General features: G+C 57.7%; 23 protein-coding genes. 20 read left to right on the top strand and 3 right to left on the bottom strand.

The annotated features are described in order from the left end of the window. Positions 1-61: 61 nt before the first annotated feature. Positions 62-862 carry a peptidylprolyl isomerase gene (locus AAFM46_RS08915; protein WP_343317452.1) on the bottom strand — a complete coding sequence of 267 codons (801 nt, stop codon included), beginning with the start codon at positions 860-862 and terminating at the stop codon, positions 62-64. A 235-nt stretch (positions 863-1,097) separates the two neighbouring features. Between AAFM46_RS08915 and hisS the strand changes: the two genes are divergently transcribed. Then, positions 1,098-2,444: a histidine--tRNA ligase gene (gene hisS, locus AAFM46_RS08910; RefSeq protein ID WP_283527326.1), complete on the top strand. Its 1,347-nt coding sequence runs from the start codon at positions 1,098-1,100 to the stop codon at positions 2,442-2,444. A gap of 234 nt (positions 2,445-2,678) precedes the next feature. Beyond that, entirely contained in the window at positions 2,679-4,484 is a 1,806-nt protein-coding gene (aspS, locus tag AAFM46_RS08905; RefSeq protein WP_283528571.1) for an aspartate--tRNA ligase, read from the top strand. Between the two features lie 117 nt (positions 4,485-4,601). Here the strand turns inward: aspS and AAFM46_RS08900 are convergent, their stop codons facing one another. Beyond that, positions 4,602-5,219: an acVLRF1 family peptidyl-tRNA hydrolase gene (locus tag AAFM46_RS08900; RefSeq protein WP_343317451.1), complete on the bottom strand. Its 618-nt coding sequence runs from the start codon at positions 5,217-5,219 to the stop codon at positions 4,602-4,604. Between the two features lie 32 nt (positions 5,220-5,251). Here AAFM46_RS08900 and AAFM46_RS08895 point away from each other — a divergent pair, with 32 nt between their 5' ends. From AAFM46_RS08895 to nusB, 14 genes are all read left to right on the top strand, one after another. Beyond that, positions 5,252-6,781 (top strand): replication-associated recombination protein A, encoded by a 1,530-nt coding sequence (locus tag AAFM46_RS08895; RefSeq protein WP_343317450.1) that lies wholly within the window; start codon positions 5,252-5,254, stop codon positions 6,779-6,781. A gap of 238 nt (positions 6,782-7,019) precedes the next feature. After that, positions 7,020-7,646, top strand: coding sequence for a 30S ribosomal protein S4 (gene rpsD / locus AAFM46_RS08890; RefSeq protein WP_283527320.1), 627 nt, complete (start codon positions 7,020-7,022; stop codon positions 7,644-7,646). A 352-nt stretch (positions 7,647-7,998) separates the two neighbouring features. Next, the gene (locus AAFM46_RS08885; RefSeq protein ID WP_283527318.1) at positions 7,999-8,373 is read left to right on the top strand and encodes a DUF948 domain-containing protein; all 375 of its coding nucleotides are present in this window, start codon (positions 7,999-8,001) and stop codon (positions 8,371-8,373) included. Between the two features lie 26 nt (positions 8,374-8,399). Continuing rightward, positions 8,400-8,633: a hypothetical protein gene (locus tag AAFM46_RS08880; RefSeq protein WP_343317449.1), complete on the top strand. Its 234-nt coding sequence runs from the start codon at positions 8,400-8,402 to the stop codon at positions 8,631-8,633. Positions 8,634-8,824: 191 nt separating this feature from the next. Continuing rightward, positions 8,825-11,506, top strand: coding sequence for an alanine--tRNA ligase (gene alaS / locus AAFM46_RS08875; RefSeq protein WP_283527314.1), 2,682 nt, complete (start codon positions 8,825-8,827; stop codon positions 11,504-11,506). A gap of 6 nt (positions 11,507-11,512) precedes the next feature. Further along, the gene (gene ruvX, locus AAFM46_RS08870) at positions 11,513-12,124 is read left to right on the top strand and encodes a Holliday junction resolvase RuvX (RefSeq protein ID WP_343317448.1); all 612 of its coding nucleotides are present in this window, start codon (positions 11,513-11,515) and stop codon (positions 12,122-12,124) included. Further along, positions 12,121-13,416, top strand: coding sequence for an endolytic transglycosylase MltG (mltG, locus tag AAFM46_RS08865; protein WP_343317447.1), 1,296 nt, complete (start codon positions 12,121-12,123; stop codon positions 13,414-13,416). Before ruvX ends, mltG begins: the two co-directional genes overlap by 4 nt. After that, the gene (locus tag AAFM46_RS08860) at positions 13,417-14,328 is read left to right on the top strand and encodes a shikimate dehydrogenase (protein ID WP_283527309.1); all 912 of its coding nucleotides are present in this window, start codon (positions 13,417-13,419) and stop codon (positions 14,326-14,328) included. A 5-nt stretch (positions 14,329-14,333) separates the two neighbouring features. After that, complete coding sequence (gene aroC, locus AAFM46_RS08855) at positions 14,334-15,533, top strand: chorismate synthase (protein ID WP_283527307.1); 1,200 nt, start codon at positions 14,334-14,336, stop codon at positions 15,531-15,533. A gap of 16 nt (positions 15,534-15,549) precedes the next feature. Next, the gene (locus tag AAFM46_RS08850) at positions 15,550-16,128 is read left to right on the top strand and encodes a shikimate kinase (RefSeq protein ID WP_343317446.1); all 579 of its coding nucleotides are present in this window, start codon (positions 15,550-15,552) and stop codon (positions 16,126-16,128) included. Between the two features lie 3 nt (positions 16,129-16,131). After that, complete coding sequence (gene aroB / locus AAFM46_RS08845; RefSeq protein ID WP_343317445.1) at positions 16,132-17,292, top strand: 3-dehydroquinate synthase; 1,161 nt, start codon at positions 16,132-16,134, stop codon at positions 17,290-17,292. Positions 17,293-17,302: 10 nt separating this feature from the next. Next, entirely contained in the window at positions 17,303-17,794 is a 492-nt protein-coding gene (locus AAFM46_RS08840) for a tetratricopeptide repeat protein (RefSeq protein ID WP_283527301.1), read from the top strand. Between the two features lie 239 nt (positions 17,795-18,033). Beyond that, entirely contained in the window at positions 18,034-18,597 is a 564-nt protein-coding gene (gene efp, locus AAFM46_RS08835) for an elongation factor P (protein ID WP_283527300.1), read from the top strand. After that, positions 18,597-19,043: a transcription antitermination factor NusB gene (nusB, locus tag AAFM46_RS08830; RefSeq protein WP_283527298.1), complete on the top strand. Its 447-nt coding sequence runs from the start codon at positions 18,597-18,599 to the stop codon at positions 19,041-19,043. The genes efp and nusB overlap by 1 nt, the downstream gene beginning before the upstream one ends. Positions 19,044-19,149: 106 nt before the next feature. Here nusB and AAFM46_RS08825 read toward each other — a convergent pair whose 3' ends face one another. Further along, the gene (locus tag AAFM46_RS08825) at positions 19,150-20,607 is read right to left on the bottom strand and encodes a PrsW family intramembrane metalloprotease (protein ID WP_343317444.1); all 1,458 of its coding nucleotides are present in this window, start codon (positions 20,605-20,607) and stop codon (positions 19,150-19,152) included. Positions 20,608-20,837: 230 nt separating this feature from the next. On the opposite strand from AAFM46_RS08825, the gene pyrR reads away from it, so the two are divergent. The 4 genes from pyrR to AAFM46_RS08805 are packed head-to-tail and all read left to right on the top strand — an operon-like array spanning position 20,838 to position 24,419. Further along, the gene (pyrR, locus tag AAFM46_RS08820; RefSeq protein ID WP_283527294.1) at positions 20,838-21,449 is read left to right on the top strand and encodes a bifunctional pyr operon transcriptional regulator/uracil phosphoribosyltransferase PyrR; all 612 of its coding nucleotides are present in this window, start codon (positions 20,838-20,840) and stop codon (positions 21,447-21,449) included. Beyond that, complete coding sequence (locus tag AAFM46_RS08815; RefSeq protein ID WP_283527292.1) at positions 21,446-22,486, top strand: aspartate carbamoyltransferase catalytic subunit; 1,041 nt, start codon at positions 21,446-21,448, stop codon at positions 22,484-22,486. The genes pyrR and AAFM46_RS08815 overlap by 4 nt, the downstream gene beginning before the upstream one ends. Continuing rightward, positions 22,483-23,808, top strand: coding sequence for a dihydroorotase (locus AAFM46_RS08810; RefSeq protein WP_343317443.1), 1,326 nt, complete (start codon positions 22,483-22,485; stop codon positions 23,806-23,808). Before AAFM46_RS08815 ends, AAFM46_RS08810 begins: the two co-directional genes overlap by 4 nt. Beyond that, positions 23,808-24,419 (top strand): hypothetical protein, encoded by a 612-nt coding sequence (locus AAFM46_RS08805; RefSeq protein WP_343317442.1) that lies wholly within the window; start codon positions 23,808-23,810, stop codon positions 24,417-24,419. The genes AAFM46_RS08810 and AAFM46_RS08805 overlap by 1 nt, the downstream gene beginning before the upstream one ends. Position 24,420 lies beyond the last annotated feature (1 nt).

Genomic DNA, 24,420 nt, shown 5'->3' with positions numbered 1-24,420 from the left:
CAATGAAACTTTTCCCTCGGTGAGCACAAGCGTGCAGGACCAAGGGATGGCCTGGTGAAAATTAGTTGAGCTTGAACGAGTCTATCGTCACCTTGGTCTTGGGCGTACCGTCAGTGCTGTCGCCCTCAATCCCGGTCTTGGCTATTGCAGTTACAACGTCAAGACCGCTAGTGACCTTGCCAACAATGGTGTAGCCGCCGTCTTCCTGGGGGAGGATGGTGTCTTTGAAGGTGATGAAAAACTGTGTGCCGTTTGAATAAGTAGTTCCTGCGCGCGCCACAGCAATGGTTCCGGCTGGGTAGGTGCCATCTGCCGGGGTATTTTCTACCGGACCCCATTGGTACCCGGGATCACCCTCTCCATTGCCTTTTAGCGAGCCGCACTGCAGGACGCCAAAGTTGGGTGCGTCGGCCAAACGGTGGCAGAGCTTACCATTCATGAAATCTGAGTCGGCCAAGGACTTGAAGACGGCGGCCGCTTGGGGAGCTTTGGTGCCATCGAGGCTGATCCCCAGAGGCTTGCCATTGAGCGTCAACGTGCCGGTGAACGTTTTGCCAGCGGCCGCTTCTGCCTTGGGCACGGTGGGGCTGTTGGTCCCGGCAGGAGTGCCGGCTGGGGGAGTTGCATTATTCTCTGTTGCAGCTTTGTCCCCCGTGCTGCCGTCCGCTGCGCCGTTGTCCTTGGGCATGAACACAGTCAGTGCCAGCACGATGGCGATCACTAGAGCCACACCCATGGCGACGAAGGCGATGATATTGTCGCGCTTGCGTCGCTGCACTGCTCGCTGGTGCATCGCCTGGTTGGCTTGCATGCGGGCAACACGTGCCTTGGTTTCACGGCCTGGCTTACTTTTGTTGGCCAACTGTGCCTCTCCTTCAAATCGAGCGGTATGTTCACCCGGCGCGGACTTACTCAAGCGGGGTAGGTTAGGGATGGACCGCCGAAGAATATAAAATGGCTGTCGGTGCCAGTTTACCCATGTATTTCTCGCATAGAGGCGAGCATGACAAGGCAAGCTGGGCGCCATTACGTTTACCCGTCCCGCCGCATCCTGTGATTGAACTACGGATGCGGTGCATGTTAGGAGTCCAACCCCCATGGCACGCAACGCCTCCTTGTCTGGTTTTCCCGAATGGCTTCCCGAGGAACGGTTGGTGGAGCAGCATGTGCTTGACACACTGCGCCGGACTTTCGAGCTGCACGGGTTTAGTTCCATAGAGACACGAGCCGTGGAAACCGTTGGCCATCTGCTCCGCAAAGGCGAGATCGACAAAGAGGTTTACGGGTTATCACGCCTTCAGGACGACGATGGAAACGCGACAGTTGCTGCCAAAGAAGACCCGAACCAACTGGCTTTGCACTTTGATCTGACGGTGCCCTTTGCCCGTTACGTTGTGGAGAATGCCGGCTACCTGTCCTTCCCGTTCCGCCGGTACCAGATTCAGAAAGTCTGGCGAGGTGAGCGTCCGCAGGAAGGCCGAGCGCGCGAGTTCACCCAGGCTGACATTGATGTAGTGGCCGACGGCGTACTTCCCTTCCGCTACGACGTGGAACTTGCGCTGGTGATCGCCGAGGCGTTATCTGCTTTGCCCATCCCTGCTTTCAAGCTCAGGATCAATAACCGCAAGTTGGCGGAGGGTTTCTATGGCGGTATTGGACTAACCGACACGGCAGGAGTGCTGCGCAGCATCGATAAGTTGGAAAAAATTGGTGCCGGCGCCGTCGCCCAGTTGCTGATCACCGAGCTTGGCGCCACGCAGGAGCAAGCTGCGAAGGCACTGGCTCTAGCCTCGATTCGTACCGAGGACACCTCATTTGTTGCTGCAGTCCGCGCCCTTGGGGTCACGAATGAATTGCTAGAGGAAGGCCTTGACGAGCTCGAGCAGGTCATCTCTGCCGCTGTCAAAAGCGCACCGGGCTCCGTTGTGGCCGACCTCTCGATCGCTCGCGGACTCGACTATTACACAGGCACAGTTTATGAAACGGTGCTCGTGGGCCACGAGGCGCTTGGCTCGATCTGTTCAGGTGGGCGTTACGACGCACTTGCCTCCAAGGGGAACCGTAAGTTCCCTGGCGTGGGGTTGTCGATCGGAGTCACTCGCCTGGTGGCCCGGATCTTGAGCCAAGAATTTGCCAAGGCATCACGCAGTGTTCCCACCGCAGTGCTTGTCACCCTGGCAGATGAGGACAGCTGGAGTGAAGCCCAAGACGTTGCAGCGAATCTGCGTCGCCGCGGCATTTCCACGGAAGTGGCCGCAAAAGCAGACAAGTTTGGCAAGCAGATCAAGTACGCCGATAAGCGCGGGATTCCGTTCGTCTGGTTTACTGACGAATCAGGCGCCCACCAAGTCAAGGACATCCGTTCAGGAGAACAACTCGCCGCTGACCCGGCGACGTGGATGCCACCAGTCGATGACCTCAAGCCTCGCATTGTCATGGTCTAACGCTTTGAGCCTGAAATCGCGTTGAAGTTGGAGGTGATGACACCCCCGTCATTCCCTCGGGGGTGTCATCATCTCCAACCTCAACCAGGGGGTGGACGGGTCGCTGGGTGCCAACCCGCCGCGGGGCTAGGTCAGCCCGTGACCGGACCATGCTTGATCAACGCTAAACTTGATGGCAACTCCCTTATCTGGCCCCGCAACGTAGGGCCTTACATCACCATTGAAAGGACTGTTGTGCTGCGCACACATGACCTGGGCTCCCTGCGGGCCGAGCATATTGGACAGACTGTAACTCTCTCGGGCTGGGTTGCCCGCCGTCGAGATCATGGTGGAGTAGCCTTCCTTGACCTGCGAGACGCCTCTGGCTTCGCGCAGATTGTGGTTCGCGAAGAAGAAGTTTTTCATTCTCTGCGCAATGAATACGTGCTCCAAATTACCGGCACCGTTGCGCGGCGTCCTGAAGGTAATGAAAACGCCGGTTTAGACACCGGTGAGATCGAAGTGATGGCGGATACGGTCGTTGTACTGAACGAAGCTGCTCCCCTTCCTTTCCAGATTGACGAGCATGTTGAAGTGGGCGAGGAAGCACGCCTCAAGCACCGCTACCTTGATCTGCGCCGTCCTGGTATGCAGCGGAACCTGCGTCTGCGTTCGGAAGCCAACCGTGTGGCCCGCGAGTTGTTGCACGAACAGGGTTATACCGAAATTGAGACCCCGACGCTGACCCGTTCCACCCCTGAGGGTGCTCGCGACTTCGTGGTGCCTGCCCGTCTGGCGCCAGGCTCCTGGTATGCATTGCCGCAGTCACCGCAGCTGTTCAAGCAGCTTCTGCAGGTGGGTGGGTTTGAAAAGTACTACCAGATCGCCCGCTGCTACCGTGATGAGGACTTCCGTGCTGACCGTCAGCCGGAGTTCACACAGTTGGACATTGAAGCCAGCTTCGTTGACCAGGATGACATCATTGCCTTGGGCGAAAAGATTGTTTCGGCACTGTGGAAGCTGATCGATGTGCAGATCCCGCTGCCGATCCAGCGGATGACCTACCGGGACGCGATGGCCCGCTTCGGTTCGGACAAGCCAGACCTGCGTTTTGGTTTGGAACTGACCGATCTGACCGAGTTCTTCAAGGACACCGAATTTGGGGTCTTCAAGGCTCCCTACGTTGGCGCCGTTGTCATGCCAGGTGGGGCCACACAGCCGCGCCGTCAGCTCGATGCATGGCAGGAATGGGCCAAGCAGCGCGGTGCCAAGGGCCTGGCCTACGTCTTGTTCAAGGAAGAGGGTGAGCTGACTGGTCCGGTTGCCAAGAATCTTACGGATACAGAACGTGCCGGTCTGGCCGACGCCGTGGGCGCCAAGCCCGGTGACTGCATCTTCTTCGCAGCCGGTGAGGTTTCCCCCTCCCGGGCACTGCTAGGTGCCGCCCGTGTTGAGATCGGCCACCGAACCGGCCTGATCAACCCGGCCGACTGGGCGTTCGTCTGGATCGTGGACGCCCCCATGTTTGAGCCCGCCTCAGAGGCCGTTGCCTCAGGGGACGTGGCTGTTGGGGCAGGTAAGTGGACAGCTGTCCACCACGCGTTCACCTCACCCAAACCGGAGTTCATGGACACTTTTGATACGGATCCGGAATCTGCCCTCGCCTTTGCCTACGACATTGTGTGCAACGGCAACGAAATTGGTGGCGGCTCCATCCGTATTCACCGCCGCGAAGTCCAGGAACGAGTCTTTGAAGTCATGGGCTTGAGTCACGAGGAAGCGCAGGAGAAGTTCGGCTTCCTACTTGAAGGCTTCAAGTTTGGGGCCCCTCCCCATGGTGGAATTGCCATTGGCTGGGACCGTGCCGTGTCCTTGCTGGCCGGAGTGGATTCCATCCGCGACGTCATCGCATTCCCAAAGTCCGGTGGCGGCTATGACCCACTGACGGCTGCCCCTGCCCCCATCACGGCTCAGCAGCGCAAGGAAGCCGGAGTGGACTTCAAGGCCGAAGCCAAGGCCGAAGCCGGAGTCCAAAACCTGAGTTCAAAGCCGGAGTCCTAAGCGCTTGCGGCACATAATCCAGGTCCATTAATCTAGGCCCAAAAAAAGATGCTGCCCCGATGGGCAGCATCTTTTTTGTGTTGGCGCCAGGTGACTGCTGCGCAGTGGTGCAGTTCGTTAGCACGTGGCGGTGCTCTGATGCTCAGTGATCTGAACCCGGATGGCACAGAAATCAACTGCCGCCCGCTGCAGTACGGCCAGATTAGGATCCGCCACGGCAAGGGCCCCTAACTGAGGTCGGTTCCTATGGCTACGCAGTAGCGGCGAGGCCAGAACAGCCTCCACCAGCGCCTTGTCACCTCCGGGGCCCATATACTCAAAATTCTCTCCACTGAAAATCTTTGCGGCTTCCTGCGCGGTGCGCTGGGTAATCGCCCACGCCTGGTCTGCGCCACGGGAGCGGGAGGAAACGGTTCCAACCTTGTGAACCACGAGTTTCCCGGCCACGGCAACTCCCACGGCGTAACCGCCACGTCGGATAAGGACCAGGCCCAGCCTGCGTTCCTGGACGCCCACGGACGCCAGCCGTGCTAACAAATCAGTGCCTCGCCCCGGTCTGCCATCGTCGGGCCACGGAGGTGCCAGCAGCGCTACCGAGCCATCATGCAAACGCAACCTCACGCCGTCGTCCGTGTCTTCGGTGACGTCGATGCCCTGATGGGCGGCGGCAAAACGCTCTACCCATCCGGTGAGGCGGTCTGCGGGGACAAAGGCCATACGGCGAGCGGTGTTCACGATCCCAGACTACCGCGCGCTAGCCTAGAGGGGTGAGTGACCTTTTTAGCAGCGCCTTCGATGGCGATGAAGCGGACGACGCCGGCACCCTCGCCTTTGGGGGAGGTCGGGAGGATGCGTCCTCGCGCCCTCGCAGTCCGCTGGCAGTGCGTATGCGTCCGCGAAGCCTTGCGGAAGTGGTGGGCCAGCAACATCTTCTTGGTGCCGGTTCGCCATTGCAAATGTTAGCGGCAGGTGGGGCCGCCGGGGGAGCGGCCGGGCCTGCCTCCGTCATGCTGTGGGGACCCCCTGGAACAGGGAAAACCACTCTTGCCCACGTGATTGCCCGTGGCCCGGGACGGAAGTTTGTGGAACTTTCGGCCATTACTGCCGGTGTTAAAGATGTTCGCAGGGTGATGGATCAGGCGCTGACGGACAGAGACTTGCACGGTCGCACCACAGTCTTGTTTCTGGATGAGATCCACCGATTCAACAAGGCTCAACAGGATGCGCTGCTACCTGGGGTGGAGAACCGTTGGGTGGTGCTGATAGCGGCAACAACAGAGAATCCATCATTCTCTGTTGTTGCCCCGCTACTCTCGCGTTCAATTCTGCTCACGCTCAAGCCACTGACCAATGCAGATATCCAAGACCTCCTTGAACGCGCTATCACCGACCAGCGCGGATTGGATGGGTTGCTCACCGTCACAGATGAAGCCATGGATCACCTTGTGCGTCTGGCAAGCGGTGATGCCCGCCGTGCCCTGACCACATTGGAGGCGGCAGCCGGTGTGGCCCTTTCTGAGTGTGAAGGCGCCCGGGCCAGTTACGGTGATGCCACACTTACGCCCAATGACCCGCCCAATCATGCGGATGCCCAGAACGGGGTGGGGGAGAATGCGGTGGTTATTGACTTAGCTGTTGCTGAACGTGCCATTGACGCCGCTGCTGTGCGTTATGACAGGGCGGGGGATCAGCATTACGACATCATCAGCGCTTTCATTAAGTCGGTGCGCGGTTCTGATGTGGATGCGGCGCTGCATTATCTGGCCCGCATGCTGGAGGCGGGGGAGGACCCCCGTTTCATCAGCCGACGCATCATGATTTCAGCCTCAGAAGACGTGGGCATGGCTGATCCAACTGCCCTTCAAACAGCCGTGGCTGCGGCCCAGGCCGTCACGCTGATAGGCATGCCGGAGGCGCGGATCATCTTGGCCCAGGCAGTAGTTCACGTGGCTACGGCGCCGAAGTCAAACGCTTCCTACAACAGCATCAATGCCGCCGTGGCAGATGTCCGCGCTGGCAAGGGCACAATGGTTCCGGCTGCCCTTCGGGATGCCCACTATGCCGGTTCGAAGGGGCTAGGTCACGGCAAGGGCTACATCTATTCGCACGACTCCCCGCACGCCATAGCCACACAGCAATATCCACCAGATGATCTGATCTCCCGCGACTACTACTTACCCACCGCCAATGGGCATGAACGTGATCTAGGCCCACGGGTGGCTCGCCTGCGTGAAATAATTCGCGGAAAAAGTCCGTCCCCGGCTAGTAAATCTGAGAGTAAAGGCGAGCCGAAGTAGGCCGCCTCCGGTGTCAATACCTGCGTCGCGAAGGCCACAGCGTAGGTGGTAGAGTTGATGGCGCACTGGCAAGCCTTGGCTCCATGCCCAACACCGCGAACTTCCGAGTGGCCCACAAGCCGCCCGATTTACCCGCGGATGGTCATGCCCAGGTGCTGTAGCGAAAAGGCGGCAATAGCCCCAGCTCTCCATAATGGAGGCCAGGACACTACTTATTGCAAATATTGGAAGGACACAAGTGGCTAACAACACACGTGCCCGCCGGCAGGCCCGCCTTTCGCGGTCCCTCGGCATTGCCCTGACTCCCAAGGCCGCCAAATACCTGGAGCGCCGTCCGTACGGCCCCGGTGAGCATGGACGTGCCCGCAAGAAGCAGGACAGCGACTACGCAGTACGGTTGCGCGAAAAGCAGCGTCTGCGTGCCCAGTACGGCATCCGCGAAGCACAGATGACACGTGCCTTCGAAGAAGCCAAGCACACCAAGGGCATGACCGGTGAAAACCTGGTTGAAATCTTGGAATGCCGTTTGGACGCCTTGGTCCTGCGTGCAGGCTTCGCCCGCACCACCGCTCAGGCACGCCAGTTGGTTGTGCACCGCCACATCATGGTTGACGGCGCCCGCGTGGACCGTCCCTCGTTCCGCGTTGCCGAGGGTCAGCTGATCCACGTGCACCCGCGCAGCCAGACCATGACACCGTTGCAGCTTGCTGCAGCCGGCGCCCACCGCGACGTGCTCCCCGCCGTCCCGGCATACTTGGACGTAAAACTGGAGAGCCTGCAGGCTCGCCTGGTTCGCCGTCCCAAGCGTGTTGAAGTTCCCGTAACCTGTGAAGAGCAGCTGGTTGTGGAATTCTACTCACGCTAAATTCATTTGGCGCGAAGTAGAGTTCGAACTACTCGCAGTTTGAAACACAAAACAGCCCGCGGCACTTGCCGCGGGCTGTTTTGTTAGCAAAACATTATTTATGCACCAAGAATTGTCTCCTAGAACAGGTTTTTTACTAGTAAATTGGCCAGCAAAGCCCTTTTGTCACCCAAGCCTCGAGCCTTTTGGACTAGGGTATTTTGGAAAGACGTTGCCACAGGCACTGAGGCTGCATTTAGAGACAGATCATTAGAATCGAATCACCAGGTTAATGGCATGCGTAAGCGGGCCATGTAATAGGCGCCGAATGACGGCGAACAGCCAACGAGTAAGGAATTGAGGCGGCACGCACATGAGTGGTGGCGACATTGCAGGATTGATTGCGGCAGGGGTCTTCGCCGTCTTGGTGGCCTTGTTGGCTGTGCCCATCTACAAGCTCGGCAAAGTGTTCGATGAAATTCGCACCACCATCAAGCAAATTGGAGACGGCACCACGCCGCTCATTGACGAAGTCACGGCCACTGTCGTTACGACCAATACACAATTGGGCAAGGTAGATGGGATCTCAAATAACGTCTCCGATGCCACTGCTAACATCTCAGCTCTGTCAGCCTTGGTCGCAGCGACCATCGGCTCACCGCTAATCAAGGTTGCGGCGTTCTCCTATGGTGTGCGCCAGGCCTTCGACAGCCGCAAGAAGCCCACCCGCGCCAGGCGCAGCCGCTAAAAGAAGCCACTAAAGGACGAAAACTGATGAAAAAGATCTTTTGGCTTGGCGTCGGCATCACGATTGGTGTCATTGCCGCCCGTAAAATTGCTGCCGCACAAGGGGTCATCGGCCCTGAAGGCCTCAACCGCGCCGTAGGGCGCATGAGCGATGCCGTTCATGACTTTGCTGACGCGATGCGTGAGAACATGGATGAACGAGAAACTGATTTACGGGTGGCCCTGGGTATGGACCAGGCACCGAAAACCGCACGCCACTGACCAAATTTATCGGTCGTGAAGAGTCTCAGAGCGAAGCGCAGTGGCCAATACGCAGCAAGTTCTCACCCTGTACGGCGTCGGTGCACCCTCGCCCGAACTTCAAGGCAACAGGGGACTAAAGCAAACAACTCTAGGGTGCCTGAACTCTAGAACTCCAGAACTCCAGAACTATTGAAGGAGCCACCAGGCTAATGAAATCGCACGATATTGCACGCCGCTGGGTAGATTTTTTTACCAGCAAGTCCCACACCCCCGTGCCCTCGGCTTCTCTGGTGTCCTCCGACCCGTCACTTCTGTTTACTGTGGCAGGAATGGTCCCTTTCATTCCGTATCTGACAGCCCGGGAAGTTCCACCTTTTGCCAGGGCAACAAGCGTGCAGAAGTGCATTCGTACTGGCGATATTGAAGAGGTAGGCAAGACTGTCCGCCACGGCACTTTCTTTCAAATGTGCGGAAATTTCTCCTTTGGTGACTACTTCAAAGAAGGCGCCATCAGCTATGCGTGGGAGCTGCTGACCACACCGTTAGAAGACGGCGGCTATGGCCTGCCGGCAGAGAAACTATGGGTCACTGTTTACCTTGATGACGAGGAAGCATTGGAAATCTGGCGTGACAAGATTGGTGTTCCGGCAGCCCGCATCCAAAAAATGGGGAAGGCTGATAACTATTGGTCCACTGGTCAGCCTGGTCCGGCCGGACCCTGCTCTGAAATTTTCTATGACCGTGGCCCGGAGTATGGGATAGACGGTGGCCCTGAGGCTGATGACACCCGTTACATCGAAATCTGGAACCTGGTGTTCATGCAGTACCAGCGCGGTGAGGGCACAGGCAAAGATGATTTTGAGATCCTCGGTGACTTGCCTAAGAAGAACATTGACACCGGTTTAGGGCTTGAACGCCTAGCCATGATTCTCCAGAATGTACAGAACATGTACGAGACGGATCAGGTCCGTCCCGTCTTGGACAAGGCTGCCGAGCTAGCCGGAAAAAATTACACTTCTACTGAGGATCCAAAGGATCCGCATCACACTGACGATGTCCGTCTGCGCGTTGTTGCTGACCATATCCGCTCCTCACTGATGCTGATTTCCGATGGTGTTTCCCCTTCCAATGAGGGCCGGGGCTATGTCCTGCGCCGTCTGATTCGCAGAGCAGTGCGCTCCATGCGTTTGCTGGGCGTGGAGAGCGCTGTCCTACCTGAACTGCTGCCTGTCTCGCGTGACGCCATGAAGGGCGCCTACCCCGAGGTTGAAACCGACTTTGCCAGGATCGCACGCATAGCTTATGCCGAGGAGCGCTCCTTCTTACGCACCATTGCAAGTGGCACGGCTCGCCTAGAGGAGTCCGTTAAAGAATCCAAGGCAGCAAATACTCCGCTCTCCGGAGGCGAAGCCTTTGCCTTGCATGACACTTACGGCTTCCCGATTGACTTGACCCTTGAAATGGCTGCAGAGGCTGGGCTTGAAGTTGATGAGCCGGGTTTCCGCAAGCTCATGCTTGAGCAGCGTCAACGTGCTCAAAAGGATGCCAAGGCAAAGAAGAGCGGCCACGCAGACCTTTCCGTTTTTCACGATGTGCTGGCACAAGGGGAGACAGTCTTCACCGGCTACACCGAGCTCGTCGGGGAAGGCCGGGTTCGCTCAATCCTCTCCAATGGTGCCGCCGTCCAGCATGCCTCAACGGGGGAAGAGATCTCCCTTGTTCTTGATGCAACACCTTTTTATGCTGAGGCTGGCGGTCAAGCCGCTGACACTGGGCTGATCACCGGGGATGGGTTTGTTGTTGAAGTTCTTGACGTGCAGCGGCCAATCAAGGGACTGAGTGTACACAGGGCGATTGTCCGTGAAGGAGAACTGCCAGCGGATGCACTGGTTCAGGCCGCAGTGGACCGTGAACGGCGTCGTGCAGGTGAACAGGCCCACACTGGGACACATATTGTGCACGCGGCCCTGCACCAAATTCTAGGCCCGGAAGCGCTGCAGCGTGGTTCCTTCAACAAGGCCGGCTACCTGCGCTTCGACTTCGCCTGGGGTGAAGGTCTGAGCACGGCCACACGCTCGGAAATTGAAGAAGTAGCAAATATCGCTATTCGCAATAATTTCACGGTTGAAACCAAAGTTATGGATCTTGACGCCGCGAAAGAGCTCGGTGCGATGGCCCTCTTTGGCGAAAACTACGGCTCCCAGGTTCGTGTGGTGGAGATCGACGGCGCCTGGTCACGCGAGCTTTGTGGCGGCACCCACGTGGACACCACATCCCGGATTGGTTCCCTCACTTTGCTTGGTGAGCAATCCGTAGGTTCCGGGAACCGGCGTGTTGAAGCTTTTGTTGGTTTGGACGCGTTCCGTCACCTCGCCGCAGAACGGACCCTTGTCGCTGAACTCACCGACATGCTCAAAGTGCCGGCAAACCTTCTCCAAGACCGGGTAGCGGCAACGCTGGCCAAGCTCAAAACGGCCGAAAAGGAACTTGACCGCCTACGCAAGGAACAACTCAGCGCGGCAGCAGCCAACCTTGTTGGAACGGCCGTAGACGCCAACGGAGTTCGCTTCATTGGCCATGATGCTGGCGATGTCAACAGCGCTGACGACCTGCGCGCACTGGCTCTTGATCTACGCGACCGTCTTGGCTCAGCAGCGTCCGCAGTAGCTGTTGCCGGTGCAAGCAACGGGCGCCCGATCATCTTGATAGTGACTAATGAAGGGGCGCGTCAGAACGGCGTGAAGGCCGGGAACCTCGTGAAGTTGGCCTCGGGTATCCTCGGGGGAGGCGGCGGTGGTAAGCCTGATATGGCCCAAGGCGGTGGCTCCGACGTCAACGCCATTGGTGCGGCCCTGGCCGCCGTGAGCAACGCTGTTAAAGAGCGGCCGTAACGCTCCATGTCCGAACTAGAATTCCCGCAGGGAACAAGACAATTCCCGCAGGGGGCCAAAATGGGTGTGGACGTAGGTATGGTCCGCGTCGGTTTGGCTGCCTGCGATCCGGACGGTATTTTGGCTACTCCCGTCAAAACACTCAGCCGTGATCTGAAACGCCACAGCGACATTAAAATCATTGTCAATGAGGCTACTTCCCGCGGGGTTTGCCAGATCATTGTGGGTCTGCCAAGGACCCTCAAAGGGGAGGAAAAGTCTTCGGCGCAGATGGCCCGGGATTACGCCCAGCACTTGGTCTCAGCACTGCAGAGCGCCGGACTAGATGTCCCGGTACACTTGTTCGATGAACGTTTGAGCACAGTCAGCGCCCACCAGGCGCTGCATCGGGCTGGCATGAGCAGCCGTGAGCACCGTAAAGTAGTAGATCAAGTGGCAGCTGTTGAAATATTGCAGCACGCTATTGATACGCAAAAAGCGCGTAATGCCGATGTTGGCTTAGCTGTGCGCGCAGTAACGGCGGAGGTTGTGGGGACCGCCGGATCATCCGACTATGAAGAGGTTTCCACCATTTCAACGCAAATCGGCGTGCCCGAAGAAACGACGCCGGAACCATGAGCGGTCTATTTCGCGGCCCCGCGCACGTTCCCGGGAATGATTCCGGCGTTTCCCGGGACGATCCCTCCTCGACCCAGGAACCCACCAGTGCCCATGATTATGACCATGCTTTAGCCGATGATGATGATCAGTATCAGCAACCGGTGCCGGAGTCAGCCATGGCTCCTCTCTACCATGGTCAGGCATCTGCGCAAGGACTGCCATCGCGGCGATCGAGCCGGGTGTCAAAACGTGTGCGCAAGCGCCGCCGTAGTGTGATCTTCTTTATCATCCTGTTGCTTTTTGGGGTAGTTGTATTTTTTGCCGTGCAGGCTGCCAAACCTCTCCTGAGTGGCTTTCAGGCCGCCGATTATCCCGGACCGGGCACCAGCTCAGTGCAGTTTATGGTCCCGGAAGGTGCCACTGCCAGGATGGTAGCGAATGATCTAAAGACAGAGGATGTCGTTGCCAGCGAGCAGGCGTTCCTTGATGCTCTGAACGCTGCAGATGGGGCCAGCGCGTTGCAGCCGGGCACGTTTGGCATGAAACTGCAGATGAAAGCTGCAGATGCCGTGAGTGTTCTTCTGGCTGTGGGAGATGACAAAGTGCACTACGCAGCCGTTGCCCAGAACCTGCGTATGAGTGACACCCTTGCAGTCTTGGCCAAAGACACGGGCATTCCCGAGGCCGAGTTTGAGTCGCTGGCAAAACAGCCCCAGTTGTTTGACCTCCCCGAAGAGGCTAAAAATCTTGAAGGTTACTTGGCACCCGGTGAATACCGTTTTCCGATCGAACTCGATGCCAAGGCGATCCTCAGCGAAATGGTGGCCGGCACGAAGAAGTCGCTGACTGACACTGGGGTGAAGGATCCAACGGAGCAGTACCGGGTTCTAACCATTGGAAGCATCATTGAGTTCGAAGGCAACGCGGCGAACTATGCCAAGATTTCTGGTGCAATTGAGAACAGAATCAACAACCCCAATGGAGAAACGGGTGGACGCCTTGAGTCCGATGCCACCGTGGCTTACGGGCTGGGTTTAAAAACGTACAACATCACGTCGGCCCAAAAGGCTGATAAAACAAATCTCTACAACACATTCGCCAATCCCGGTCTGCCCGTGGGTCCCATCGGTTCACCAGGGATCAAAGCAATAGAAGCTGCGGCTCACCCTGAGGCGAACCCGTATTACTTTTGGGTGACAGTTGATCTGAAGACGGGTGAGACGTTGTACGCTGCCACGTTTGCTGAGCATAAGACCAACGTGGCGAAGTACGTTGCCTGGTGTGATGCAAACCCGGGAGAGTGCAAGTAGGTGACGGTTTTGCTTCAGGGCGCCGTTTTGGGTCATCCTATTGGGCACTCCAAATCTCCTGCGATGCACAACGCTGCCTATGACGTTCTCGGCGCGAACTTCAACTATGGCGCCATTGATGTGGATGTTTTTGAACTTCCAGCACTGATGGCGCGGGTGAAGACAGAAGGAAATTGGTATGGCCTGTCCGTGACCATGCCGCTGAAACAAGCAGCAGTAGGTCTTGTTGATGAACTAAGTCCGGTAGCCCGGGTTTTGGGCGCCGTCAACACGATCGTCGTGAGGCAGGACGACGCCGGTGCCCCCATGCTTCGGGGAGAGAACACCGATGTGGCTGGCATTGTGAACGCCCTTAAACATGCTGGAGCCGGTGAGCGTCCGCGAGCCGCGATTCTAGGTGGGGGAGGTACCGCCGTTTCTGCGATTGCGGCGCTGTGCCAACTGGAGGCCACAGAAATAGTGATTTTTGTGCGTAACCCAGTCAATGCAGCCCCAACGCTGGAAGTAGCCACAGCATTAGGGGCCACTGCTTGTCTTGCTGCATTCGAAGGTGCGGCGGAAGCACTGGCAGGGTTCGACGTCGTAATCTCCACCCTGCCACCGCACGGTGCCGATGAGCTGGCTGATGAGTTTGCTGACAGTACTACGAGCGTGTCCGGTTCAGTGCTGCTTGATGTGGCATACGATCCTTGGCCCAGTGCACTGGCGAAGGCTTGGGAGAACCACGGCGGCACAGTGGTGGCCGGGATTGAGATGCTTCTTTACCAAGGTGTTGAGCAAGTCAAGCTGTTTGCGGAGGCGGGAGGTTACGGCACCCTCGCAACAGATCAAGTAAGGGACGTCATCAATGTGATGTGCGACGCAATTGGCGTGCATAGGCGGGCACCCCACGAACAGAACATGGCAGGATAGAGAGTATGTTGCGTTGGTTGACCGCCGGAGAATCACATGGCCCGGCCCTTGTCGGAATTATTGAAGGCGTGCCTGCCGGTGTGGAGCTTACGAGCGTCCACATCCGTGAGGCACTCGCCCGTCGTCGTCTGGGCTACGGCCGTGGTGCGAGGATGAAGTTTGAGCAGGACGTTGTCACCATTTTGGGCGGAGTCCGACACGGTCTGACACAAGGCGGGCCCATCGCCATCCAGATCGCTAACTCCGAATGGCCCAAGTGGGAACAGATCATGTCAGCGGATCCTGTAGATGCTGGCGAACTTCAGGGTCAGGCCCGCAATGCCCCGTTGACTCGCCCTCGCCCAGGTCACGCCGACTTTACCGGCATGCAAAAGTACGCCTTCGATGAGGCGCGACCGGTGTTGGAGCGTGCCAGCGCCCGTGAAACCGCAACCCGCGTTGCCCTTGGTGTTGTTGCGGGACAAATGTTGGCCGCAGTTGGTGTGAGACTTATCAGCCATACAGTCCAAATCGCCGGGGTTAGCTCACCGGACACTGCTGCCCTGCCCGGCTTTGCCGATGTTGGTGCACTTGATGCAGACCCACTGCGCTGCTTTGACGCAGCAACCTCAGCTGCCATGGTGCAGGAAGTGGATACCGCCCAAAAGCAGGGAGAAACCCTCGGCGGTGTTGTTGAAGTGTTGGCCTATGGGCTGCCCCCAGGACTTGGCAGCTATGTTCATTGGGACCGTCGCCTCGACTCCAGACTGGCGGGGGCCCTGATGGGTATCCAAGCCATCAAGGGAGTGGAAGTAGGTGACGGCTTTGCCACGGCAGCTCGCAGAGGATCCGCAGCACACGATGAGATGGTCCATGATGAGAACGGACGGATTGTGCGTACCTCAAACCGTGCCGGTGGCATCGAGGGTGGTATGAGTATCGGGGATGTGTTGCGCGTCCGTGCAGCAATGAAACCGATTGCGACGGTGCCGCGTGCCTTGAAAACCGTTGACGTCGCTACGGGGAAGGCTGCTAAGGCTCACCACCAGCGTTCCGATGTTTGTGCCGTGCCGGCTGCCGGAGTTGTGGCTGAGGCTATGACAGCCTTGGTTCTGGCAGAAGCACTTGTGGAAAAGTTTGGTGGAGACTCCATGGCAGAGACCAAGCGCAATATGGAGAGTTTCTTGGCAGCCATACCCTCGAATCTGGATACGCAGGGGCACTGATGGGACGCGGTCGCTGATGGCAACGGGCAAGGAGCCGGTTGGGACGCCGGACTTCACGCCCCAGCGGCCCATAGTCATTATTGGGCCCATGGCCGTTGGGAAATCGGTGATAGGCGCAGAGCTTGCTCGTGTGTTGAGGCTGGACTTTGTTGATTCGGACCACAAAATTGTTGCTAAGCACGGTCCCGTCCCACGAATTTTTGCGGCGAAGGGTGAACATCACTTCAGGCAGCTGGAAGCGAGGGCTATTGCGGAGGTTTTAGACTCCCAGAAGCCTGCAACAAAGTCAGTTGTCCTGTCCCTTGGCGGGGGTGCGGTTCTAGACTCTGGGACGCAACAATTACTCGCCGGGGCCACTGTGGTCTACCTCAGTGCCGATCTGGCAACTGTAAGGGAGCGAATAACGCGCAACACCGGACGCCCGCTTCTCGCCGCCGACCCGGTGGCAACCTGGCAGCGCCTGGCCACCGCACGCGGGCCCGTCTATGAACGCCTGGCAAATATCAACCTAAATGTTAGCAATTCAAATGTGCCACAGCTTGTTGCGCGGCTGATCCACCTGTTGGCAGCAGAATCAAGGAAAGAGAATCTGTAAACCATGAACACTGAGAACACCGTGCACCCTGCCGAGTCAGAACCTGTAGCTAGTGCAGAGATCCCAGCTGGCCCCGGTTCCACCAATACCATCATCAAAGTTACCGGGGCCTTGCCCCAAGAAAACTACGACGTTGTTGTAGGGCGCGGGCTGTTGGCACAGTTGCCGGCACTGCTGGGTGAACGGGTAAAAAAAGTTCTGGTGATTCACCCTCGCGCATTGCGCCTGACAGGTGACACGGTTCGTGATGACTTGGAAGGCGCCGGCTACACCACACTGACGGCAGAAATTCCTGATGCGGAAGAAGGTAAACACATCCAAGTTGCCTCCTTCTGCTGGGAAGTTCTAGGCAAAAACGATTTCACCCGCTCTGACGCTGTTGTCGCTGTGGGTGGAGGGGCTGTCACCGATCTTGCAGGTTTCGTTGCCGCCACATGGTTGCGCGGAGTGAAAGTTGTCCACCTGCCTACCTCCCTGTTGGGAATGGTTGATGCTGCTGTGGGTGGCAAGACTGGCATAAATACGGCAGAAGGCAAGAACCTGGTTGGTTCTTTCCACCCGCCAGCAGGGGTCCTCGTTGACTTGGACACCCTCGATACGTTGCCCCCGAATGAGCTGATTTCAGGAATGGCAGAAGTCATTAAATGCGGGTTCATTGCAGACCCTGTGATCCTGGAATTGATCGAGGCCAACCCGGAGGCAGTCAAGGATCCCAAGTCGCCGGTTCTTCGCGAGCTCATTGAACGTGCCATCGCCGTGAAAGCGAAAGTTGTTTCCGAGGACCTAAAAGAGTCCGGGGTACGGGAGATCCTCAATTATGGCCACACCCTGGGCCACGCCATTGAGCTAACAGAGCGTTACTCTTGGCGCCACGGTGCGGCAGTGTCGGTAGGCATGATGTTCGCTGCCGAGCTAGCCCGCAGCGTCGGTCGCCTCAGCGATGAGGACGCCGACCGTCACCGCTCCATCCTTGAACTCTTAGGGCTACCCCTGAGCTACCGCAGGGACCGCTGGCAGGCACTCCTGGATGCCATGCGCAGGGACAAGAAGACCCGAGGGGATCTGCTGCGCTTTGTTGTGCTCGACGGCGTTGGCAAGCCAGGAATCCTAGATGTCCCTGATGCTTCCTTGTTGTTTGCCGCCTACCAAGAGATTGCTTCCTAGTATGGGTTTGATGGACTGGCCCTCAGCAGGTTTCCCGGGCACCGCAGTGAACCCGCAGACACTGCTGCCCGAAGTGGTCGACGAGGACGCCTGCAATTCCGCGCTTGAGAGCTCCACTGACGCAGGAGATAAAATCTTCGTGTTGCTGGCCCGCGGACTCACTGCCGAGGCCGCCGAAGCCGCGGCAGATGCACGTCTGATTGACCCCGAATCAATTAGACTCCAGGTACTCGATGCCGAGGTCCTGCGTGCAACAAAGAACTTTGATAGAGCCGAAAGAGTCCTGCGCACCATTCTGCCCACAGTTGCCGGGACACCCATGGAACCGTGGGTATTTCAACAACTGGGAAAGGTGCACTTCAGTAACGGACAGTTTGAAGCCGCTGCCAAAAACTTTGCCACCTCCCTTGATCTTCGCGTGGCGTCAGGTTCGGACGCGACGGCAATTTACTCGGCAACGGTCTCGCTGACGCGCGCTTTGGACTTGGCCGAGAGGGAATAGTCCCCACCTGCTCCCCGCCCTCGTGCCTCGGGTGGGGGCCCCTCGCAGGCGTGGCCCCACCCACCTGCTGAGACCACCTGCCTCGGGTGGGGGCCCCTCGCACCTGCTGAGACCACCGCAACGGCCGGGTAAGTGCAAGGGTTTGAGCGGCTGTGGTGAGCCTCATGCCATGCAGTGCTGCTAGGTACGGTAGTGTGGTCTATGGATTTTTGATAATACTTATACGCTAAGAGGCTACTGTGGCAACGACTAACGACATTAAGAACGGCACTGTACTCAAACTTGAGGGACAGCTTTGGAACGTCATCGAGTTCCAGCACGTCAAGCCCGGCAAGGGCGGCGCTTTTGTCCGGACGAAGATGCGCAACATCCTCTCGGGAAAAGTAGTTGATAAGACATTCAACGCCGGGCTGAAGATTGAAACTGCAACCGTTGATCGCTCGGACTTCCAGTACCTGTACCAAGATGGCGAAGACTTCGTTTTCATGGACAACGACAACTATGACCAGCTCACCGTGCCGGGTAAAACCGTTGGCGATGCCACCAACTTCATGCTTGAAAACCTCAACGTGACCATCGCACTGTACGAAGGTTCCCCGTTGTACATTGAGCTGCCACCGTCGGTTCAGTTGCGCATAACCTACACCGAGCCGGGTCTTCAGGGCGATCGGTCCTCCGCAGGCAACAAGCCCGCAACAGTTGAGACAGGCTTTGAAATCCAGGTTCCCTTGTTCGTTGAGAACAACACCTTGGTCAAGGTCGACACCCGTGACGGTAGCTACTTGGGACGTGTCAGCGAGTAGTGGCAAGTAGTCAACCCAACACCACGGGCAAACCGAATTCAGCGCGAAGCAAGGCTCGACGCCGTGCTTTGGACATCCTGTTTGAGGCAGAGCAACGTGAAGTCAGTGCCATGTCTGCCCTGACGGCGCGCCGTGAAAAAACAGGTCAAATTATTAACCTCTACACAGTAGATTTGGTCGAGGGCGTCACAGCCATGGCCGAAAATATTGATGAGTTCCTAGCCACCTATTCCCAGGGCTGGACACTTGAGCGCATGCCCGCCGTGGACAGGATTATCTTGCGAATCGGTACTTGGGAACTGCTCTACAACGATGATGTCCCTGATGGTGTCGCAGTTAGCGAGGCAGTGGAGTTGGCCAAAATGCTCTCCACTGATGAGTCTCCCCAGTTCGTCAACGGCCTACTTGGGCGGCTTCAGCAGATCAAGCCGACTTTGCTTGCCTGAGAGGCAATCAAGAGAATAGTAGTCGTATCCCTGGTCCAGGGGAAGCACAAATCGAGATACAGTAATGGCCCGGTGCACTCAATGCACCGGGCCATCGGTTTAACCGCTATTGCACAGGTGGCTGCCAATTATTCTGCTGCTGATGCGCCTGCAATTGTTGGGCTTGGAGTTGTTGTAGGTTCCAGACGGTGGCGGCATGCCGGCCCAGAAGGTCGCTGCGTACTGCTGCGATCTTGTTCAGTAGTGTCATCTCAAGTGCTTGTCCGGAGACGAAGCGACCGGCCGCGGCGCCGCGCTTCCCGCCCTTGGCGTCAACAAGTAGTCGTTGACGTGTAAAGGCCAGCCTGGTTGCGAGGCGGATGAATTCCTTCATAAGGGGTGCTGCAGAGAATGTTTTAGACCAGGTCAGCGCCCGACGCCGGCCACCTCCTGTGGCGAGCATCGGCACCTCCTGCTGGGTGAACCAGCCTGACGGAACGTATTCGGCGAGCCGTTTGCGCGTCAGCTTGGCTTCGCTGCGACGCAAGAGGATCACACCGAGTATGAACAAAATGAACAGCGGCACCTGAAGAACTATATAAACAATGAAGAAGTTTGCGCCTAGGAATGAGGAGCCGTTCCACAACCCGTGCAACGCCATGGCGGGAACCAAACCAACTACCCAAGCCCCCAAGACCAGGGAAGTGCCGCCGTTGCGGGCCGCCCAGCCCACACAGACACCAAGTGTTGCTGTAAACATGACGTGCGCAAAGGGAGACATGAGACCGCGCAATACAAAGATGGCAATGAGCCCACCGGTAGCCCCGTCCGTCTCTACAAGGGCCTGGCCAAAGTAAAGAATGTTCTCGGTAAAGGCGAAACCAGCGGCGACTATGCCGGCATACACAACTCCATCGATAGGCCCGTCAAAGGTTTTCCGTCGTAAGAAGAACAGCAAGAGCACCCCTGCGCCTTTGCAGAGTTCCTCAACCATGGGTGCTTGGACCACTGCGCCAACCATGTCGGCGTCAGCTCCGCTCGCTCCACTCATGAGCAGCGGCTGGACCCAGCTGCCCACCACCAAGGTGGTAATAACAGCCATGCCTGCACCCCAACAAAAACCTAAGATCAGGGCGGAGATGGGTTCTGGTTCCCACCTGTCGATCCACATCAGTGTGGCTACACAGATGGAAAGGGGAATCAAAGCGAGGGCACCACAGATCAAAAACACGTTTGCACCGATAGAAATGGCGAAGAACGCCAAAGTGATAACGGTTATGAGTGCAAAGGCACACAGTAAGATGAGGTTTGTCACCTTCACTGCTGCACCCGGTGACTTTTTCCGGCGGGGATCGGGAGCGTGGTGGACCCAATACTCAGATGTGTGACTTAGCGCAGTTCCCTGCGCGTTGGCTTGGGCGAAGTTCTGGTTCCCTTGGGGGAGCGGCTGTGCATACTGTTGCTGTGCATACTGTTGCTGGGCGTACTGCTGGTGTCCATATTGTGGCTGTCCATGCGGGTCTTGTGGATATTGTTGCTCCGGGGCGCCTGGGGCGGGGGGTTGCCATCGGCCTGGTTCACTCATGAGTTCAAGACTAGGGCCACAAGATGCCGCGACAAAGATGGCGCGCGTAATCTTCCCTCTGTAGCTTATTCACGAACGGGCCGTGAGCTTGCGCTTATCTCCCACCAAACTGCGTCCCAGCTCGAGGCGCTTTAGTCGTGAAAATGCCCAGGACTGCTGTGGTAGTTTGAGGTGTACGCAATCAACCTTTTAATTCCGTCCTGTGAGGCGGGGAAAGGGGACGCGAGAAAATGAACAACTCCTCTGATGAGTTTGAGGAAGTTTTGCAAAACTCAGTGCCAGTCGCTGTGTCCCGTGTGGTTCTCACCGCAGCGGACATCGAGCGGGCACTGACTCGTATCGCCTATGAAATTCTTGAAGCCAACAAAGGTGCAGGGAACCTGTTGCTGCTGGGTATCCCGCGGCGAGGCTATCCTTTAGCCCAACGGTTGGCCACCAAATTGGCCGCCAGCGATCCCGCAGTGGATCCTGCCGCCATCGTAGGCCAATTGGACGTCACCATGTTTCGCGACGACCTGGCCCGGCACCCAACACGGGCCCCGCAAAGAACACAACTGCCCGCTTCGGGTATCGATGGAAAAACCATAGTCCTTGTGGATGACGTGCTGTACTCAGGTCGCACCATCCGTGCAGCCCTTGACGCGCTCGTCGATCTAGGCCGCCCTCGCGTTGTCAGACTCGCCGTGCTCGTTGACCGAGGACACCGTGAACTGCCCATCAGAGCAGACCATGTGGGCAAGAACCTTCCCACGTCTTCCAGCGAGAAGGTGCGTGTGCGGCTTTCTGAGATTGATGGTGGCAGCGTCGAAAATGACGAAGTGCTCATTGAGGCGGGCGCATGAGGCACCTGCTGTCAACAGAGGAACTGAGCCGGGCGAACGCCATCCAGATCCTGGACACTGCACAGGAAATGTCTGCCGTTGGTGAGCGAGAAATTAAGAAGCTTCCGGCTCTGCGCGGCCGAACCGTGGTGAACTTATTTTTTGAAGACTCAACCCGCACACGCATTTCATTTGAAGCTGCGGCAAAGCGGCTTTCCGCCGACGTCATCAATTTTAGCGCCAAAGGTTCCTCAGTGTCTAAGGGTGAATCTCTCAAAGACACAGCCCAGACTCTGGAAGCCATGAGTGCTGACGCAGTTGTCATAAGGCACTGGGCCTCCGGCGCACCAGCAAGACTAGCCAACTCCGGGTGGATAGACGCAGCGGTGATCAACGCCGGGGATGGCACCCATGCCCACCCCACACAAGCATTGCTTGATGCCTTCACTATGCGGGCCCATTGGGCCAAACTCAGTGGCAGCGCATCTGTTGGAGCTGACTTGACGGGCATGCGGGTGCTCATCGTGGGGGATGTCCTGCACTCGCGCGTGGCGCGTTCCAATGTGTGGCTGCTGCACACCCTTGGTGCCCACGTCACTCTCGTGGCACCGCCCACCCTGCTCCCTATTGGAGTGGAGCATTGGCCCTGCGAGGTCAGCTACGACCTTGATGCAACGCTTGAGAGCGGAGTAGACGCAGTCATGATGCTACGGGTGCAGGCAGAGCGCATGAACGCCTCATTCTTCCCTTCCACGCAGGAGTATGCCCGCCGGTGGGGGTTCGACGACGCCCGCCTGGCCAGACTTGACGCGCTGAATCTCAAGGACACCATCATCATGCACCCCGGGCCGATGAACCGTGGCTTGGAAATCTCCTCTGCAGCCGCCGATTCTCCACGCTCAACGGTGCTTGCACAGGTACGCAACGGTGTCTCAGTACGCATGGCAGCCCTGTACTTGCTGCTGTCCGGGGAAATGCGTGAGGAAAAAATCGTGCCAGTTCTCCCGTGGCTTTCAACAAATTCAAGCACCATCCCGTCTGTAAAGGACCATTCATGACTTCCACAAGTTATTTGATTCGTTCGGCTTCCCTGTACGGCAATACCACTGCCGACATCCTCATCAGCGGCGGCGTCATCACAGCCGTAGGAGCTGACCTTGGCCCCGACGTTGTGGTCGGTGCCACGGTTATTGAAGGCGACGGCCTCGTGGCGCTGCCGGGGATGGTTGACTTACACACTCATCTGCGCGAACCAGGCAGGGAAGACGCCGAGACTGTTGAAACGGGAACTCGTGCGGCAGCCCTGGGCGGCTTCACAGCAGTGCACGCCATGGCCAATAGTTCACCGGTTGCAGACACTGCTGGCGTTGTTGAACAGGTTTACACTTTGGGACGTGAATCTGGTTGGGTTGACGTGCGGCCGGTAGGGGCCGTAACAGTTGGGCTGGCTGGCAAGCAGCTTGCCGAGCTTGGCGCCATGGCGGACTCTAGGGCCAGAGTCAGGGTTTTCTCTGACGACGGTATTTGCGTCAGCGATCCAGTCATGATGCGCCGCGCTCTTGAATACGTGAAGGCGTTCGACGGCGTCATTGCCCAGCATGCGCAGGAGCCCCGCCTCACCGAGGGTGCCCAAATGAACGAGGGTAAAGTTTCTGCCGACCTGGGCCTGGCCGGCTGGCCAGCTGTGGCAGAAGAATCCATCATTGCCCGGGATGTTCTATTGGCTCAACATGTGGACTCGCGCCTCCACATATGTCACGTCTCAACAGCTGGCTCAGTAGAAATCATCCGCTGGGCCAAAGAGCGTGGCATTAAAGTCACCGCCGAGGTCACCCCCCACCACCTGCTTCTGACCGAAGAACTGGTCCGAAGCTACAACCCCGTCTATAAGGTCAACCCACCTTTGCGCACGGGCGCCGATGTCCACGCCCTGCGCGCAGCATTGGCCGATGGCACCATCGACATTGTAGGCACCGACCATGCTCCGCACCCCAGCGAAGCTAAGGAATGCGAGTGGGCCGCGGCGGCCATGGGCATGACGGGACTGGAAACAGCGTTGTCGGTAGTGCAGGAAACCATGATTGAGACAGGCCTAATGACGTGGGAAGACTTTGCCCGCGTCACCTCAACTGCACCTGCACGGATAGGTCAGCTCACTGACCAGGGCCGTCCGTTGGAAGTTGGGGAACCAGCCAATATTGTCTTGGTGGATCCGCATGCCCGATGGAACGTGGATCCGAAAAATATGGCTACGAAGGGACGTAATTCCCCCTTTGCCGGACTGGTTTTGCCCGGCAAGGTTGCTGCGACGTTCTTCCATGGGCACCCAACAGTCCTCGGAAGCAAACTGAACACCCCTTACATCCACGGAGCCAACTAGTGGATGAGAGAATCCTGCCAGGCATCCTGACCTTGATGCTTGTGGTTGTTGTCTTTGGATTGATGGGTTGGGGATGGCGCAACAAACTTAAACGTCAGGCGGAAGTAGCACCGTTGCCACCCATCCCCGCGGACCTCGGCACAGCTTTGATCAGTGTGCCTGGAACGTATGTAGTCACAACCACCACTGGCGACTGGCTTGACCGGTTGGCAGTTCACGAGCTCGGTATCCGCACACCGGGCGTTGTCCATGTCTATCCCTGCGGGATTGTCATGGACCGCTCGGGCGCGCAGGACATCTTCATTGCCAAAGAATGCCTCACCGATGTGGGCACTGCGTCCGGGATGGCCGGGAAATTTGTTGAAAGGGACGGGCTGGTTGTTATCAGCTGGTTCCTTGAAGAAACCGAAGTAGACACCGGTTTCCGCACCACTGAAGCCGGAGCCAAACGCCCCCTAATGGAGGCGTTGCAGGGATTGTTACCCACAGAGCAAACCGCCACAGTACCTAACGTGGCGGAGAATGACTTAGAAGATGCAGAAGAAGCGACCGTGAATGGTACGCCCTTAACGGACACACCCACAGCCGAGCACAACGGAAAGAACAATTGAG

It is taken from the genome of Arthrobacter sp. TMP15 (genome assembly GCF_039529835.1).
In the GTDB taxonomy this organism is placed as follows: Bacteria; Actinomycetota; Actinomycetes; order Actinomycetales; family Micrococcaceae; genus Specibacter.
This window is presented reverse-complemented; position numbering and strand designations above follow the sequence as displayed.

Coding starts and splice junctions, on each gene's coding strand:
- AAFM46_RS08825 (WP_343317444.1), bottom strand. CDS start 20,607: ATGAGTGAACCAGGCCGATGGCAACCCCCCGCCCCAGGCGCCCCGGAG.
- AAFM46_RS08810 (WP_343317443.1), top strand. CDS start 22,483: ATGACTTCCACAAGTTATTTGATTCGTTCGGCTTCCCTGTACGGCAAT.
- AAFM46_RS08850 (WP_343317446.1), top strand. CDS start 15,550: ATGGCAACGGGCAAGGAGCCGGTTGGGACGCCGGACTTCACGCCCCAG.
- hisS (WP_283527326.1), top strand. CDS start 1,098: ATGGCACGCAACGCCTCCTTGTCTGGTTTTCCCGAATGGCTTCCCGAG.
- pyrR (WP_283527294.1), top strand. CDS start 20,838: ATGAACAACTCCTCTGATGAGTTTGAGGAAGTTTTGCAAAACTCAGTG.
- AAFM46_RS08880 (WP_343317449.1), top strand. CDS start 8,400: ATGAAAAAGATCTTTTGGCTTGGCGTCGGCATCACGATTGGTGTCATT.
- aroC (WP_283527307.1), top strand. CDS start 14,334: ATGTTGCGTTGGTTGACCGCCGGAGAATCACATGGCCCGGCCCTTGTC.
- mltG (WP_343317447.1), top strand. CDS start 12,121: ATGAGCGGTCTATTTCGCGGCCCCGCGCACGTTCCCGGGAATGATTCC.
- ruvX (WP_343317448.1), top strand. CDS start 11,513: ATGTCCGAACTAGAATTCCCGCAGGGAACAAGACAATTCCCGCAGGGG.
- alaS (WP_283527314.1), top strand. CDS start 8,825: ATGAAATCGCACGATATTGCACGCCGCTGGGTAGATTTTTTTACCAGC.
- aroB (WP_343317445.1), top strand. CDS start 16,132: ATGAACACTGAGAACACCGTGCACCCTGCCGAGTCAGAACCTGTAGCT.
- AAFM46_RS08840 (WP_283527301.1), top strand. CDS start 17,303: ATGGACTGGCCCTCAGCAGGTTTCCCGGGCACCGCAGTGAACCCGCAG.
- AAFM46_RS08885 (WP_283527318.1), top strand. CDS start 7,999: ATGAGTGGTGGCGACATTGCAGGATTGATTGCGGCAGGGGTCTTCGCC.
- AAFM46_RS08815 (WP_283527292.1), top strand. CDS start 21,446: ATGAGGCACCTGCTGTCAACAGAGGAACTGAGCCGGGCGAACGCCATC.